Raw genomic sequence first — 17,571 nt, 5'->3', positions numbered from 1 at the left:
TAACAGGATTCCCATTTCGTTATTACCATACATGTTGCTCAATTATTTGGATAGGCGAATGGCTTCAGGAGGAAGAACAAATCGTAAATTTCCAAAATCATCATAGATGTAATAGGTTTCAAGCCAGTCCTTATCGTCTACCGGCTCTCCTGCGGATTCTTGAACTTTTTTCAAAACCACTCGACCCTGAAGATCTTTAAATTCCTGTAATTGGTTCCCATTTTCATCCGTGGTGACTGTTTTGTTCAATGTACCTGGGGCATACGAGCTAAGCTGTTTCAATTCATTGTCTTCCAGTTCCCAGCGCACAACTTCGTTCACAGCATTCACTTGATAGTCATAAGTCATAGGCTTATTCCCATAGGATTTAGACCAGGTCTGGCCTGGAGCATAAGTTTTCACCGGACGGTTCAGTGGGGACGGTTCGAATTCAGTTTCTGAATAGGCAAAATCCCCAGAATTATCATTGAAATGACTATTGTAATATCTATCATGATCGACAAGCATTTCAGTTTTGAAAGAACCATCACTAGATCCATACTCCGGCTCTACAACATATGTCAAACGATCCTTTCTCTGTTGCCCTAAACTATTATATTCAATTGGCTTTACTATATCAAACGACCCTGGAGATCCTTTTTTAATCACTTCCTGTATTGGTCTTCCTAACCCATCCAAATACTGAATGGACTCTCTATATTCGTTAGAACTAGCTAATTCTAAGTCGTCCCAGTTAGATATTCCTTCTGAAGTGACCATATATGATCTTACTTCACTTTGATCTTCCGCAACTACCGCAGAGCTTACTATCCGAGCATCAGATATTTCTTCCTTGCCTTCTAGCGTTACACGAATCTGATAGCTACCTGGAACGCTGGTCGAATATACCGCCTGAGTTTCACCCACTAGGTCTTCCCCATCTAACATCCATTGATAACTATCATAGACCTTTAGTCGGGATTCAAGTTGTATATCTTCATTATAATCAGGCACTGAACCACCAATGCTAATGATCTCGGGTACTGGATACACCTTGTTAGTAACGATATTGGAATACTCCGTAGGGCAATATCTATAGATAGCCCGAACTCTCCAGTCTGTGTCTTCATACTCAGAATAGCTTTGAGTAACATCATCGTTTCCTATATCTAACCATTCAGTATCCTGGCGTTTTTGCCATAATAAATCTCCGTTAGCACCAGTCAACAATAGTGTGCCGTGTACAGAACCAAAACCTTTGCTATTACCTGTAATCGTACCACCTTCACTTTTATCTTCCACTCGCACAAGCACAGGGTTTCTCGAACTCTCACATTCCGTGACTGTATTATACTGGGAAACGTAATAAGTCTTATCTACTAACAATTCAGGTGTTTGATAATCATTTCCGGAATGAAAGGAATCGCTTGATTCGTTATCATTACTGTACCAATGTATCTCATGGTTTTGCTCAGATGCGATATTAATTTCTGCAGACTGACTGGCACAAATAGCAACAGGTTGCGTAGCTGGTGCCTCAGGGATATCTTCTATTTTATAAGGAATAGTTAACGCTCCCGACCAAAATTTGAATTGATCATTTTGGCTTTTCAAATAGATTTCTCCCCCGCTTGATATCTCATCTTTTGTTGTCAACTCACGAATTGGTTCATCATGATTAGTAGTTTCTTCTCCCCTTATTGGAGAATTTTGCCAATACCATGTTTCCCCATCTGGAGCATCAACAAGTTGAGTAATTCGAACAACGCCACAATGTTCAGTTATTTTAACATTATTAATTTTTGGGGTTTGAGGTGGATAAACGATTTCAAATCCTCTGCTATAGGCATCAGACCAGCATTGTGAAGTCTTTTGCTTAGCTCTTAAATAAATAATACTACCTGAAGAAACTGTGTAATTATCAGCTTTGTGATCACCTCCCGTTTCTTCACCATCTGCTGTTTCTTGCCAGTAAACCTCATATTGCTCCGTAAATTCATTTGAATGCCTGGTGAATTTTGTAGCTCCAGCTTGATTCTCTACCTTTTTTATCAAACTACTGGATGGAGTGGGTGGCTTTCCATTTATATTGTAAGTTGCGAATGTACTTTGATCAGACCAGCAATTTTCGGTTTCATGTTTGGCTCGTAAATAGTACTTAAATCCAGTAGACCTTTTGACTGATTCTCTAGCATCGCCCGTGCTTTTTCCATCTTCCTCTGACTGCCAATACCAAATTACACCATCAGGTGGTGTTGACCTTGTTAGTGTAACTTCGGCTAGACAATCATTCGAAACAATTGGAACTGATGGAATGGTTGGTTTTGGGGTAATATTACTAGATTCTACTGTTACTTTAAGTGATTCATCACTCCATTTATCCCCTTCATCGGCACCACCATTATAGGCACGTAAGTAATATGCTTTTGCAATATAAGCATTGAACGTTTTTCCATCTTTAGCCGAATAACTTCTGTTTTCATCAGTTTTCGCATTTTGCCAGAACCATTCCACACCAGGCATTGAAGGGTTAGAGTTGGCCTTCAATATGGCCTTACCACAATCTTTGGTAATCGTAAAAGTCGTAGAAGCCTTTGCTGGCTTTCCTGTATCTGCAATCTGCGCACTAACACTAAAAGTTGTTAAAATAAAAAACAACATCAATACGTTAGCTAGCCCATTGTAAAAACGTCCACTAAACATAGTTTCTGCACATTTCATAAAACTCATATACTTTGTATTCATAGGTCTATTATTGTGTTGAAAGGTCGGCATACTGGTATTTATAAGCTTTTAGAACATGTCCATCTTGATCCTTTATAAGGTTTACTCTTCCTAAATCGTCATATTCAAAATAACTAATCTTGCCATCTGGTCCAGTTTCCGATGTCAATCCAATAGAAGGGTCATGGGTATATGTAGTAATTAATGCATTAGATAATTCAGGCGCATTTCTAAGAGACTGCAGTGCCGACAATAGCAATGCCTCATTGCAACTTTCTCCAAGCAAACAGTGGTCGTTATCAGCATTTGATGCAGATTGGATGGCAGTAACATATCCGGCAACCTCTGTAAAAGAAGCGTTGATTACTTTAGCCACCAGTTTGGATTTTTGATAGCCCCATATGTAAGATACTATTAGGTCATTTTCCTTTTTGAGAGACAAAATATTACCGCGTTCATCTCTTTCAAGAACATTTCCTGTAATGCGATACTCAGGAAAAGATTCTCCATTCACTGAACCAGCAAAAATTACTGAAGGAGAATTGCTATCAAAAACATAATATGTTTTTGGTGCTATCATATCCTCACTAATTAAGTGTTCATATTTAACTGCTTGTGCAGAAACAACAGCTTCTCCAACTTTTTGAATCTTTTCTATTGGTACACCTGTCATATTACGATCGATCATTTTATCCAAAACAGAATGAACTTCATATGAATAGTCTTGAGCGTATTTGAACTTAGATATCAGCTCCTTTTCCAATTCTCTTTTTGTAACTGTCTGTGACAATTGAAGATGATCAGGGTTATCATATATATACTCCGTCACTGTTTTTATCCAATTTTGTTCAGTTTCATCAAACAAGAAGTGTGTGCTTTTAGACAAATAACTCCAGAAATTTTTAAAGTAGTACTCCATAATATCTATACCACCTTGATGCAAATTAGAAGTAAAAGACACCGTTTCTCCGGGGGTAATTCCGTAGCACAGTAGACGCCTTTCCGTATTAACATTATCATTGCCTTCCGCAAAACATTTCAATCGCTTCTCTTCCTCAACATATCGATATTCATGAATGTGACTTTCTGTAGCTGCACAGTGGTGTATTCTCACCACGTCATTTTCCGTATCACTATCACAAACAACCTCAACAGAATTACTATACAGACTTTGCATCTTTTTATCAATTACAATACTGTTGGCAGTATATTGTTTACCTTGATCTAATGTATATTCATTTATTGTTCTGGTTACAACCTTAGGGAACCCATTCTCAAACCGATAAGTTTCTACCTCTAATTCTTGTCCATTCTCATATCCTGAATTATTCAGGTTCTGCCTGTGATGATCATTATCTCCAAATATTAATTTTCCATTAGAGTCTTGACTAACTTTGAATTTATGTTGTTCTCCTCCTCCTTCAAAATTCTCGCCATAACTAACATTGACATATTCATATGTCACATGGCTCCCATTCGTTAAATAGAGATTTTGTATACTACTTGATTGCAATTGACCATAAACCAATGTTTCATAAAGTCCACTAATGCCAGAACCGCTACTACCGTCTTCACACTGTTGGGTCTGGAGGACCTCTCTGTAATATGTCGGTTGATTTCTACTTTTTCCGGATGTCACATCGAGGTTGGTTTTAGGACCATAATGATAAGTTTTGATATTATTTTTACCCGTAAGATCACTATTAACAAGTCTCTTAATACGAAGCCCACCCAGCTTTTTAGTCACAGGTTTCATTTCAGGTTCAATCGAATAATATTCAAAACCAAAATCTATGCTCATTTGACCATTTGCTTCCAACTTTAATTCATAGTGATGACCAGCTTTTACGGGAAAGGTATTATTTGCATTATCTGATTCATCATTGTTTAAATTTTTATTTAAAACAATTTTATTATCCGTCTTATCTGATATGGAAAACTTAGTACTAGCAAGCTGTGGCAACTTACCTTCCCAAATTGAAGATTTTGCATAATACTTGATATTCTGATCGTATTGAAAAGTACCCAGCTGATAAAATTCTTCTCTAGTTACGTCACTAGCATTTTCACCTCCATCTAACGACTTTTTAATTTCAGTAACAGGAGGTTTTTCTAGTTCCGATTCTCTTATCAAATTAAGCTCATAATCAAACAAAGTACTCCCCCCTGTTGGGTAAGTGATCCGGTTCAATACTCCTTTTCTAGTAGCTTCTAGATTAGGCTTCCGATCCGCATTATAAGAGGAAAACTGACTAGAAAGACCACTACCATCCAGCAAAGTCGAATTGTTCACACCATTGTAATACCCCCAATGATCACGGCTTTTACTTAAAATTTCTGGAAATTCATCTTTATCATGATAGTCAAACTTATAATCCCTTTGCTGATTCAATGTAGCTCCTCTTTCTACTATTGATTTCAAAAAAGTTCTTTGGTTTTGAGTTATTTCATATTCAAAATCAAATTTTCTTCGTGTGCCCTGAACTCCAGAATTGTCTGTTATATCCTTTAAAAAGTAAGTATTATCTGTGTGGAACGTCATTTCACCAAACCCGACTCCATAGATTCTTGCCAACCTTTTCTCCTTGACTTCAATAGTATTGATGCAATCAGTCGACTGGTAACTTTCTACTGGTTGTTCCGCTGCACATCTATTAATTCTATTTATGAAGTACTTTGCTGTCTCATTTACTCCAGCAGGATAAGAATGATGATATAAATTATATTCAAAATGAACTGCATTGCCTTTTGGGCTTTCAATCTTAATCAAGTGAAAAGCCGTGGCAGCGAAAGTATCAAAGTTTTTTCCACAGTTTAAACCAGACCATTGAGATTTTGAGAATTCAGTTCCTTCGTTACCTCCAAAATAATATTTAAAACCCCGACTGTCAATGAGAATAATCTGCATTTTCTCCGCACCCGAAGGATCAACTCTCCTTATCAAGTCAAAATTTTGTCTAGGATAAATAACAGCCTTCCCATTTCTATCAATGACAAACTTTCCTGCTTTGCCTTGAAAATTATATGAATATATATCCAACTCTGAATCGAAATGTATATCCCCATCATCCATCGCGTTTTCTATATAATTAATCGCCTCTAAATCTTCAGTATCCATATTTTCGGGATATGGTAAAGCACCAATTTCATCTGGTCGATCAACAATAGTTCTCGTGATCACACCACCTGCTAACAAAGACCACCCCATACCTACCCAGCTAGGAGATTGATCAACTTTTAACCCTCCAGAATAGTAACTTAGTGTAATTGGGACATTAATATCGCCTACTTCGAAATCGGTTAAAGGAACCGAAACACTCGGCAATCCTGAAGACAAACTCACAGGGATTTCTCCATACCTTCCTAATTGTCCTGCTGTAGGTGATGGAGGAAGGATAGAACGTTCAATTTCGCTCATATCAAATTGTGCTATTAATTTGGTCTGAAATACGACCATCATCACTATAATAATGCACCATCTAATTTTCTTATCTTCAGAGGTAAACTTATAATTCATATAATGCGATTTTAAATGTTTCCGTTTTTTTATTAATAGAATGTCAGTTGGTGTTTCTGTAGCATATGTTTTGAACTAATTTCAGACAATAGCTTTTTAAAGAAATGAATGTTAAAAACTATTATGAAACACAACGGTATGGACGGTATTATTCTGGTCAGTAGATTAAGCATAGTTCGAGTGTGAACCAGCCTAAGGCATACCTAGTCGAGGAAACACAGCTGGTCGGCGTTAAATAAAATAGTTGAAAAAGCCTTTTGAGAATTCAAAAAGCCACGGTCGTTACAGGTTAGTTGTCATAGGTCAGTGGTCGGGTTTAAATAGTGTTAAAATTCATTTCAAATTGATTCTTCTTGAAATTGAATTTTTCTCATATGCTATTGCAAGTGTACAAACAAATTTTATTCTTTCAAAATTGAAATATCATAGATGCCATTCCGCCTACAAGGAAGTTTGAAAAGCAATACCAAATAAACATCGCCTTCGACTCATTTCTTTGCCTTTTTAAAGGCTTTCATGGCTTCTTTGAGCTGATGTTCTTTGCAGGCGTGATAGCAGTCGGAGTCTACTTCATAGTATGGCATCAAGCGGCTGCCGTTGATGTCCACATCAACGTAACTCACCTGTTCGGCTATGCCTTCATCCATCTTACCTAAGACTGTGAAAGGCTCTGCCCCTGCGGGTTCATTGTAAAATTCGAATTCAGGAATGGGATGTCTGTATATTTCTTTGTCGTCTTCTGATAGAAACACCAATTCCAGTTGTAATGCAGCTGCAGTATCGACTCCATGAATATACAAATCTCCGGTGGCTAGAAAATTGCCATTCTTCTTGGTGGCGATTTCCATGTTTCTAATTTCCCATTGCTTGTCCTCTTCTAGCGGAAAATAGATGGTCGATGTGAATGTGATATAGATACAACTCTCCGTCGGGCATAGTGCCTGAAGGTTTTTTCCATTGTCAGAAATATCTTGTGCAAAAATAGTGAAACCGATGAGACAGTTCACTAGTGTGAATAGACCTTTTTTCATAACTTTCCCTTTATGCTGATTAGCCAATTTAATTAAAAAAAGGAGAAAAAGTCAAGTAAAATCAGTTAACAAGCTGAGAAAAATTAGAGTCTAAAGGTGGCGCCCACTTTGATTTGAATTCCTCTTTGTGGGTAATGTAAGTATCTGGAATAATTTTTATTGAACAGATTCTCGCCAGATAAAAACACACCCCACTGTTCTTTGAGTTGATAATGCAATCCAAGATCAAGTTTAGGAATGGCATCCAATGCTACATCGGAATCTGTTCTGGACAAGTCCTGTCCTACCAGGCCATTGACCAAAGTAAAGTCCCATTGTGCGTTCAATTTAGGGATGACTTCATGATCACCAGATACAAAAACTTCTAAAGTAGGTCTATGATACATTTGATCATACCCGTCAGACGAATACGCATACGCATTCAAACCTGCGGATAATTGATGGACAGCATTGATTTTATATTGAGCTTCTCCTTTGAAAGTAAATACCTTTGATTCTTCACTATCATAGGTGATGTCCATTCTGGATTGATCCGTCGCATTGTTCACCAAAATGGGTAAATACCTGATTGATTGAAACCCTACTTCTGCTTTTACACGGAGTTGACCTATTGGATTTCCTTCTATGCCTCCCGACAAATCAAACAAGCGTTCCGAGTTGGTCACGCCCACCGTCTGATTGAGTATGGCGACATCTGTTGCGAAGGCGTACAAACTATTGAAAGTATACCCTCCATCAAGTTTGGCATAAACGCTATAATCAGGACTCAATGAATACTTGGCTCTGGCATAAGGAAATATTTTGCTCGTACTCAAATCTGGCAAGTCGTCATTTTGCAAACTAATGGACAAACCAACATCCAGAGTAAGCTCGTCCAACAAGAGTCTATAGTAGGGATTTAATCTCAAGTAAGTTCTCGACTCATCTATCCCTGTGTCTTTATATCCGGATAGTTGCACCTCCCCATCCAATAGGATATTCTCACCATAACTCGTATTAAAATCTAGTGCGAGCGTATTTTCTTTCGCTTCAAAGTTGTCTGAATAGTGCTTGAAGTTTATTGAAGCATCATAAGATAACAAGTCTTCACTTTGTCTGCCTAAAGCTGAAATACCGATATTTAAGAAATTCCCATTATGCTTGATATCATTCTTATCTACAACTGTTCCAGTTGGATATCCATAATAATAGTTGTTTTCCAAACGGTAGTTTATTACAGACTCTAATTTCACCTTTTCGCCTATCAGCGCTCCATATACGTTGACCCCAGATGCTGCAGAAGCACTATTTTCATCATCCACTGCTCCTTTGCCAAAAGACAGATGTTTGACATTCAATCCCAAAATTTTATTGGGGTCATCCATTGAAGTAAGACTTACATCCACAAGTGGAGAGGTATAATTGCCAAACCCTATTTTTCCGTAATGTTCGTAGCTTTTACTTTTTGACGTGACACTGGCTTTTGCGGGTTTAAACTGCATGGGCTCATTGGCTACATCATAAACATACCATTTGAACTCACTAGGCTTGGAAACCGGCGCAGTTCTTTCAGGCTTCCATTTAATGAATTCGTACAGTTTCTGTTCTTTATTCAGTTCAATTTTTCTCTCTTTTTCAATTAAGATTTCTGCATCCTGAACTTCCCCATCAATTCCATCATCAGTCTGGGCCTGAGCCAATTGACTACAAACAATCATCAAGCAAACACTAATAACTAAGGACAACTTTTTCATCATACTCATCTTATTCATTTGCGGCAATGGATTCTTCAATCTGTTCTAGTTTTGCTTCCGCTAATGCGGTCACCTCCTGTAACGTCGAATGCTCAATCAACGAGTTCAATGTCGCTTTAGCCTGAAACAATTCGTTAGTCTCTATGTAGATGTCGGCCATCAAAAGATAAGCCTTGCCCAACCAAACTTCATAAGCTTGAAAATTATCGGCAAGCACAAAAAGGCTTTCTAAAGCACGTTCATATTTGGCCTGATCGTAATAAATCTTGCTGATATAATAATAAGCCTCCGCTCCTCTTTCATCTGGGGAATTACTGACTAATGGCAGCAAATTTTCAAGAGCAGCATCCATATCCCCTTTCTCATACTGAGATTTCCCAATGATCAGATTGGCTTGAGCACTAACTAAAACACCTGTTCGAGGATTATTCAACAATGAATTTCCATAATATATGGCTGAATCAAATTTTGACTCTATAAAATGATTTTCCATCAAGCCTGCATGGACGTTGATTACGTTTCGTGAGGAACGAGACACTTGGGCCAGACGGTAGAAATAAGCATTGCCCGATGCAATATTGCCTAGACTGCTTTCTATTGTTGCTATTCGGTACAACACGCGTGCGTGTTTAGAAAAATCAGTCATTTCTTCTATTTTCCTGAAATGCACTAGCGCTTTATCGAAATGCTCTTGTCTATAATATGCATCACCTATTAAATATTGGGATTCGATGATTAACGAACTATTGGGATAAGCCTGAACGAAACTCTCTAACCCCTGTATTGCCAATTCGTATTGCTGACTATAATATTTAGCTCTGGCTGATTCAAACTCAATATTCTCCAGGGCTTCGCTATTAGGATTGGCTTGTTTGTATTTTTTCAAGTATTCGTCGAATGCATCAAATTGCCCTGCAGTATGCTTGTCTTGCAATCCTAACAAAGCACTATTGGCTGTTTGATGACGAGGAAACCTATTTAATATTTCCTTGTAGTTGGAAATACTGGACACAGCCTGACCTTCATTATCAAATGCAACAGCTTGATTCAAGAGAGCAAATGGAATAAACTCACTGGTCGGATACTTCATCATAAAACTCTGATAAGAGGCTACCGCCTGTTTGCTATTTCCCGATTCAAACTCCATTTGAGCAATCTGATAATAAGCATGATCGGCTTTTGGTGATTCCGGAAAATCTTTAATTAACTTATTAAAATAACGCTTGGCCAACTCCTCTTTATCCAGGTATCTATTTAACAATCCAATCTGGAAATAGATACGATCCTTATCTCTATTCCCTTCTTTTTCAGCTTTGGTATAATACTCGATTCCTCTTTGATATTCCTTCAACGCGAAATAACAATCTCCCAATCGAAATAGTGCATCAGCCAAGTATTTGCGATTAACTGCTTCGGTATATTGAGATTCAAATTTTCCGAAAGCGATGGCCGCGTTGCTGTAGTTTTTTAAGTTGTAATGAGCGTAAGATTCACCATATATTGACTTTAAGTAGACTTCGGTATTTGGTTCTGGGCTAACTGATTTATAATAGAACAATGCCTCATCATTCTGATCCAATAAGGAAAGAGACTCTCCCATCCAATAATAGGTCTGTTGGGTAAGAGCAACATCTTCGTCGTAAATAAGTGATTTTTGAAAAATCTCCGCAGCCAAATCAAATTTCTTGTCATTAAACAATGCTACTCCCTTCAAAAACGACACCCGTTGATACGTTCGCTTTAATTCAGGAGTGAGTCGATCCAATTCTTCTATATGCTGAATGGCCAAATCATAATCATTGGTCTGAGCATAACAAATGCTTAACATTTCTTTTATCTCAGCATTGAATCTACCGGCAACGTAAGAAGACTCATACGATTCTATGACGCCAATAGCCTCGTGGTAATTGGGCAACTGCATGAGACTTCTTGCTTGGTGATATAAGGCATCCTCTCGAATCACAGTGGGATACTTCGCTGTATTTTCAAACGAGCTGATAGCAAAATGCCAATTTTTCTGTTCGCTATAAATGACTCCAAGGTAGTATGAAGCATACGCACCTACACTGTCATCCGCAACTGCCGAACGCTTCAGGTATTGAATTGCGTCATCTTTATTTTCAATTTTAAAACTACTGTATCCTGCTCTGAAATAATTCCTCTCATTTCTATGTTTAGCATGCGACTTGAACAACTCTTTATAGTTCCCTGAGGCAGATCTATATTTTTCCAAAGCATATTGAGAATCGGCTAAAAAATTCAATACGACCCCATTATCTACGGGTGACAGTTCTGTTTCAACCAACTGAATCAATTCTTTATATTCGCCATTTTGATAAAGCGTACTAGCATACAACTCCATCGCTGGTTTTCTGTATTCTTTGGAATCAAAAGCCTCCTTGAGAAACTTATAACAAGCATCCAATTCCCCACGACTGTGATAGATATAGCCTTGAAAATATGCCGCATCGCTTTGAGCAGGCGAATAACTTCCTTCTAATTTTTCAAATGTTTTTAATGCTTCATCATACGCATTAAGGTAAAACTGACAGTATCCTTTGTTGAATGTATTTTCAGATGTTAAGTGCCCATCATATTTCTTGAAATTTGAAAGCGCATCCTTGAATTCGCCCTTATCAAAATAATAATCAGCTATGTCCAGAAAAGCACTTTGCGCAAAAACATGAAATGGAAATCGTGTAACGAAGTCATTCATTAATTGCTCTCCATCATCATGACCTGCTCTGATCGCACTCGACGCTAGGTAAAAACTTGATTCTGCCAGATAGGGCTCCTTAAGCATCTTGCTAAACTCAACTCTTGCCGCTTTGTAAGCACCTCTTTGATACAATTCCTGAGCATGATTGTATTGTTGCTGCAAATCAAGAATAGGTTGCGCTATTCCAATTGTACCAAACAAAACAAAAAACAAGAAATGTATGCCGAACAAGAATCGTTTGGGGTTCGATATATTCAAAGTAGAATAATTTAATTTTTTCAACAGACAGATAAGTCTATAACGTTTAATTGCGGATACTATTAAAAATAACACAATGAATTAATGAGTCAGGTTAAAAATCAACTCCTTCAGAATTTCCCCTTCTGGCTGACTTGGATAGTCTATCCCCTTTGATTTCATATCCGCAATTTTCAAATGTCTAACATTGGCCATTACTTTGGCCAACGGATAATTCTTAGCTGCCATTATATATTCTTTTACGAAAAATGGATGAACACCCAATAAAGATGCCAAATGTTTTTCTGACTTGTCTTTTGAGTGATGCAGTAGCAACAGTTTATTGAAAAAGGAAAACAAATTCGCAATTATTGGAATGATTGGGTTTGATTTCGGGTCGGATTTAAAGTAATGAATAATCTCATTCGCTTTCATCACATTTCTAAAGGACAGGGCTTTCTGCAATTCGAAAACATTATACTCCTTACTGATCCCAATGTTCTTGTACACGTGATCAGCGGTGATCTTAGGCTCCTCTCCTATATTGATCAGCATTTTATCTACCTCATTGGCAATTCTGGTCAGGTTGTTTCCAATGTTCTCAACAATCAGTTGCAAAGCCTTTTGATCGATTTGACGATTTCTTGATTTCACAAATGACTCAACCCAAGCAGGAATTTGATTATCATAGAATTTTGTCGCTGTCATAAGCACAGCTTTTTTATCTATGACCTTTCCTAGCTTTTTTCTTTTATCAAGGGATTTGTATTTATAGCCAAAGACCAAAACTGTAGATGGCTGAGGATTTTCCAAGTAGCTCAGAAGCATCTTTTCATTCTCTTCTTTATTAAATCCAGCTATTTCTTGCGCCTCTTTGACAATAACAACCTTGCGCTCTGCCATCATTGGAAATCCTTTGGCATGATTCAATATATCTGGAATATTGGCATCTTTACCATATACCACCACTTGATTGAAACTCCGCAAACTTTCGTCCATGGCATGTTTCTCAATATGATTGATCACCTCATCGATAAAAAAAGACTCCTCTCCCTGTAAGAAATACACAGGAGCATATTGATTATTCTTAAGATTATTTAGGATGTCCTGATAGGTAACGGCCACGCTTCTTTTTGATTAAGTTCTGACAAGGCAAATAAATGAAATTAATCACAGAAAGTGCAGAAAATAAACACTCTGTTTAAACATCAAGAGACAGAAATTTTAAAAATAATTAATTAGTACGAATAGCATCATTCACTATTCGAATGAGTGACTTGTTTATTTCTTGGATTATATCGTCGCAGTCACGAATCATATATCTGTGTTTCAAATTACTGGCATTTGAAAAGGATATAAAAGTATCTCCATCTTCCTGCCAGACTAGTATTTTGAATGGCACTTCTAATAATGCGGTAGGCTCACATGAACCCAATCGAGTAACGTCATCTGTTTCAAAACTAATCACCTTTACTCTTCCTTTGAACTGTCCATTTGAGCCTTTGGGACTCACTTTGTATTCCTCCGTATTGACATAAGTAAAACTATTCTTATCAATACTGAAATATAGCTTTGAAATAGTTTCGTCCAAGTCGTGTGGACTGTTGTAAACTGTAACTTGCTGCGCATGGAGCGCAAAGCCAATGGTAAATAAAAATAGAAATGCAGCTATTCGTTTTTTCATATTAAGAAAGACCCCAAGAAATATTCTGGCGTTAATTTAAAATTCGTTCCATAGCATGCTGATACTTCTCAAAAGTATCCAAATTATTGTGTTTACCCTGATTTATCCTAATAAATTTTTTATCTGGTCGATCTATTTCCAAATACAGCTGATATCCTAATTCAAAAGGAACAATTCGGTCGTCAGTGCCATGAAAAATGGTGATTGGACAATGTATGGAGTCAATTCGTGATATTGAATTGAATTCAAATTGCAACCAGTTTTTCTTTATTAAAAGGAAGTCCAACATAGGAATTACAGCCCGAATATTTGTCATTGGAGTTTCAAGAATCAAATGCGCTGATTCTCGTTGAGAGGCTAAGTATGTCGCAACTGCAGTCCCTAATGACCTGCCATGAATTACAATCCGATTATAATTCAATTCTTGCCTTGCGTAATCATATATAACGGTTGCATCCTGATACAAACTTTGTTCACTGCGGTTTCCAGTACTTTTCCCATAACCTCTGTAATCCATAAGTAGCACATCATAGCCATGCCTATTTCGGACCTCATTTACAATTCTACCCCACCGATCCAAATTACCTCGATTACCATGAAAATAAAGCACGAGCCCTTTGGCAGAGTCACTTCTCAGAAGCAGCCCATGCAATCGCGCACTTGAATCTGCTTCTATTACAATTTCTTCGTATGAAAAATTGAATTCAAATTCATGGTCCTCCTCTAATGGGTCCCCTTGAAAAAGTATATTTTCATAAAATAGCACAAAAAACAGGTTGTATAATAGCAACAGAGCCAGTACAACTGCCAAGCCAATTCCAATGGAGGTGGAACTCATTTATAAATTTTCCGCTACTTGATCAACTCAGCCAAAAGCCTCAGTCCTTCCTTGAGGTAAGGATCCTCTCTGAGTTTCTTTTGATCCTCTTCTGAAGTGCTATACTCCTGATAGATTTTTCCTGCTGACTCTGATAACTTTTTCTGCATGTCACTTTCCTCTTCAAATTTATCCTGCTCAGCTTTTCTTTCTTCCAGGTTCAATGACAGCTCGTTTCGTTCCTGACTGGCCTTCATTTTAGCAATGTCTTTTTGAAGGTTTTTAAGATCTACATCTACTTCTAAATCCTCCTTATACAGTGCTTTAAGATTTTCAATAATGTCATCAGTAATAGTATTAGTTGGCTGATAATACGATGAAACTATTTGATCCCATTTTAGAGAGTTGGGTCGGGCGCTTTCTCCAAACTCTTCAGCATCAAAAGCAGATGGAAATTCTATATCAGGCGTCACGCCAATATTCTGTGTACTACTTCCAGATACTCTGTAGTATTTGGATAGAGTCAGTTTTAGATTGCCCATTTTTTCAGTAAAACTTGGGATCATACGATTATAACTAGCCATTTGCTGAACCGTGCCCTTCCCAAAAGTAGTTTCTCCAATGATGACTCCGCGACTATAGTCTTGAATTGCTGCGCTAAAAATTTCTGAGGCAGAGGCAGAAAATCGATTCACCAGCACCGCTAATGGTCCATCATAAAACACACCTGTATTACGGTTTCTTTGAACGTCAATTTTGCCGTTACTATGTTTCACTTGTACCACTGGCCCCTGATCAATAAATAAGCCTGTAAGGTTGATAGCTTCTGGTAAAGCACCACCTCCATTATATCTTAAGTCAATCATAATTCCATCCACATTTTGCTTTTGCAAATCCTCAATCAGTTGCTGAACATCTCGAGACACGCTTCTGTAATCAGGCACCCCATTTCTTGCATCTTCAAAATTCATATAAAAGCTAGGAATAGTAATTACTCCTAAGTTGAACACCTTATTTCCTTTTGAAATTGGAATCATCTCTGCTTTTGCTGATTCATCTTCCAGATTGATTTTTTCTCTAATGATGGTCACTTCCTTTACTATAGTCTCTTCCCCGTGCTTCAAATACTGAAGTCTAACTTTGCTTCCTTTTGGACCTCTAATCAGCTGCACCACATCCTGCAACCTCCATCCGATTACATCCACATAATCTTCATCTCCCTGCGCTACACCTACGATCTTATCATCCTTGTGCAATTGTTTACTTTTATAAGCAGGTCCTCCAGCAATTACTTCATTGATCACTGTATAATCCATGCTCTGAGTTAGACGTGCGCCTATCCCTTCCAGAGAAAGATTCATATTAATATTAAAGTTCTCAGATGAAATTGGTGAGAAATAATTGGTATGTGGGTCATAAGTTTCAGCTACAGCATTCATGAAAAACTGAAACACATCATCAGAGTTGTATTGATTGATTCCTTTTCTGTAACGCTGATATCTTTTAGTTAGCGTTTCCTTAATTCCTGCCTCGTCTTTTCCAGAAAGCTTCAAGCTTAAGGCCTGACTTTTTATTATTTTCCTCCATCTTTCATTGATTTCAGCATCGGAGCTTGCCCATGGTAATTCTTCATCCGAAAGTTCAATAGATTCCTCTTTGGTAAAGTCAAAACCGTTTTCTATCAAAACTTGGATATAATCAATTCTTGAATTAGCTCGTTCTCTGAAAATCCTGAAAATCTGAAAGGCCACATCTACATTACGCGCTTTTAAGTCATCATCCAGCTGATACTTGTATTTGGTGAAATAATCAACATCTGCTTTAGAAAAGTAAGTTCTATTATCGTCTAATGATGACAAGAAATTGTCAAATACCACTGCAGATATGGAGTCATTCAAATCAATTTTCAAATAATGATTTGTAGCCAACAGGCCGATTGTCAACTCAATTTCAGTGGCATGCTTTTCTGCGGGTGCTAAAACAGCAACTGAATCTATTGGTGTAAATGCCTGTGATGAAAAGGCAATCAATCCCAACAACCCTGCAACAAATAACTTCTTCAATTCCTTCAAATTCATATTAGATTTTAGTTTTCTTACCTTTTGTAATTGGTAAATATGGATTATATCAACGATAATTTGGAGCATTGGGGTGTATTTTGTCTTCTTTTTATTTGGGTGGTGAAACAAGTTGACAAGAATCTTAGGATATCTTTTCATTTCATCTGGTATGTCACTGCTTTCTATTATATCTTCGCGTCAAAAATCTCTTTCCCATGGATAAGTATCCAGACATAGAAAAATTAAAATCAATCGCAAGCCAAGTCCGACGTGACATCGTACGTATGGTCCATGGCGCACAGTCCGGTCATCCGGGTGGTTCTTTAGGATGTACTGATTATTTGGTCGCCTTGTATTTTCACATCATGAGTCACGACAAAGGTTTCAATCCTGATGCCAATAACGAAGATCTTTTCTTCTTGTCGAATGGACATATTTCACCTGTATTCTACAGCGTCCTGGCTCGTAGCGGATACTTTGACGTGAAAGAACTAGCCACTTTCAGAAAACTAGAAACACGCCTGCAAGGTCACCCTGCCACTGAAGAAGGACTACCAGGTATTAGAATTGCCTCTGGCTCGCTAGGACAAGGATTGTCCGTTTCAATAGGCGCAGCATTGACTAAAAAAATTAATGAAGATGATTCAACTGTTTTCACTTTGATGGGGGATGGTGAATTGCAAGAAGGTCAAATTTGGGAAGCGGCCATGTTCGCAGCTAGTAACAAAGTTGACAACCTCATAGCAGCAGTAGATTTCAATGGTCAACAGATCGATGGCCCGACTTCAGAAGTCAATGACATGGGTGATTTGAAAGCCAAATGGGAAGCGTTTGGTTGGACGGTCATTGAAGCAGATGGTAACGAAATGGAAGACATTGTTTCTAATCTTAAGCTCGCTAAATCTCTATCTAAGAAAGAGAAGCCGATCCTAATTCTTATGAAAACAGAAATGGGCGCAGGTGTTGACTTTATGGAAGGCACACACAAATGGCACGGTATAGCTCCAAATGATGAAGACTTGCAAAATGCCTTGGCTCAACTGGAAGAAACTTTAGGTGATTACTAAATC

10 protein-coding genes are annotated in these 17,571 nt (G+C 37.8%); 1 reads left to right on the top strand and 9 read right to left on the bottom strand.

Going from position 1 to position 17,571, the window contains the following annotated elements:
• Window positions 1–42: 42 nt before the first annotated feature.
• From ACOQO5_RS08715 to ACOQO5_RS08675, 9 genes are all read right to left on the bottom strand, one after another.
• Complete coding sequence (locus tag ACOQO5_RS08715) at window positions 43–2,724, bottom strand: DUF6443 domain-containing protein (protein WP_420581307.1); 2,682 nt, start codon at window positions 2,722–2,724, stop codon at window positions 43–45.
• A gap of 7 nt (window positions 2,725–2,731) precedes the next feature.
• Window positions 2,732–6,220, bottom strand: a complete 3,489-nt coding sequence (locus ACOQO5_RS08710; protein WP_420581306.1) for a hypothetical protein — start codon at window positions 6,218–6,220, stop codon at window positions 2,732–2,734.
• A gap of 488 nt (window positions 6,221–6,708) precedes the next feature.
• Window positions 6,709–7,251, bottom strand: a complete 543-nt coding sequence (locus ACOQO5_RS08705) for a hypothetical protein (protein WP_420581305.1) — start codon at window positions 7,249–7,251, stop codon at window positions 6,709–6,711.
• An 83-nt stretch (window positions 7,252–7,334) separates the two neighbouring features.
• A complete protein-coding gene (locus ACOQO5_RS08700) occupies window positions 7,335–9,023 on the bottom strand; it encodes a hypothetical protein (protein ID WP_420581304.1) in 1,689 nt (562 codons plus the stop codon).
• Complete coding sequence (locus ACOQO5_RS08695; RefSeq protein ID WP_420581303.1) at window positions 8,995–11,961, bottom strand: tetratricopeptide repeat protein; 2,967 nt, start codon at window positions 11,959–11,961, stop codon at window positions 8,995–8,997. Before ACOQO5_RS08695 ends, ACOQO5_RS08700 begins: the two co-directional genes overlap by 29 nt.
• Before the next feature lie 81 nt (window positions 11,962–12,042).
• Window positions 12,043–13,065, bottom strand: a complete 1,023-nt coding sequence (gene holA, locus ACOQO5_RS08690; protein ID WP_420581302.1) for a DNA polymerase III subunit delta — start codon at window positions 13,063–13,065, stop codon at window positions 12,043–12,045.
• A 109-nt stretch (window positions 13,066–13,174) separates the two neighbouring features.
• A complete protein-coding gene (locus tag ACOQO5_RS08685; protein ID WP_420581301.1) occupies window positions 13,175–13,624 on the bottom strand; it encodes a hypothetical protein in 450 nt (149 codons plus the stop codon).
• Between the two features lie 31 nt (window positions 13,625–13,655).
• Window positions 13,656–14,462, bottom strand: coding sequence for an alpha/beta hydrolase (locus ACOQO5_RS08680; RefSeq protein WP_420581300.1), 807 nt, complete (start codon window positions 14,460–14,462; stop codon window positions 13,656–13,658).
• Between the two features lie 14 nt (window positions 14,463–14,476).
• Window positions 14,477–16,588, bottom strand: a complete 2,112-nt coding sequence (locus tag ACOQO5_RS08675) for a carboxy terminal-processing peptidase (protein ID WP_420581299.1) — start codon at window positions 16,586–16,588, stop codon at window positions 14,477–14,479.
• 128 nt (window positions 16,589–16,716) lie between these two features.
• Between ACOQO5_RS08675 and ACOQO5_RS08670 the strand changes: the two genes are divergently transcribed.
• Window positions 16,717–17,568, top strand: coding sequence for a transketolase (locus ACOQO5_RS08670; RefSeq protein ID WP_420581298.1), 852 nt, complete (start codon window positions 16,717–16,719; stop codon window positions 17,566–17,568).
• Window positions 17,569–17,571 lie beyond the last annotated feature (3 nt).

It is taken from the genome of Reichenbachiella sp. (genome assembly GCF_965223055.1).
Taxonomy (GTDB): domain Bacteria; phylum Bacteroidota; class Bacteroidia; order Cytophagales; family Cyclobacteriaceae; genus Reichenbachiella.
Note: the sequence above shows the minus strand (reverse complement) of the source record. Positions and strands in the feature narration are given on the sequence as shown.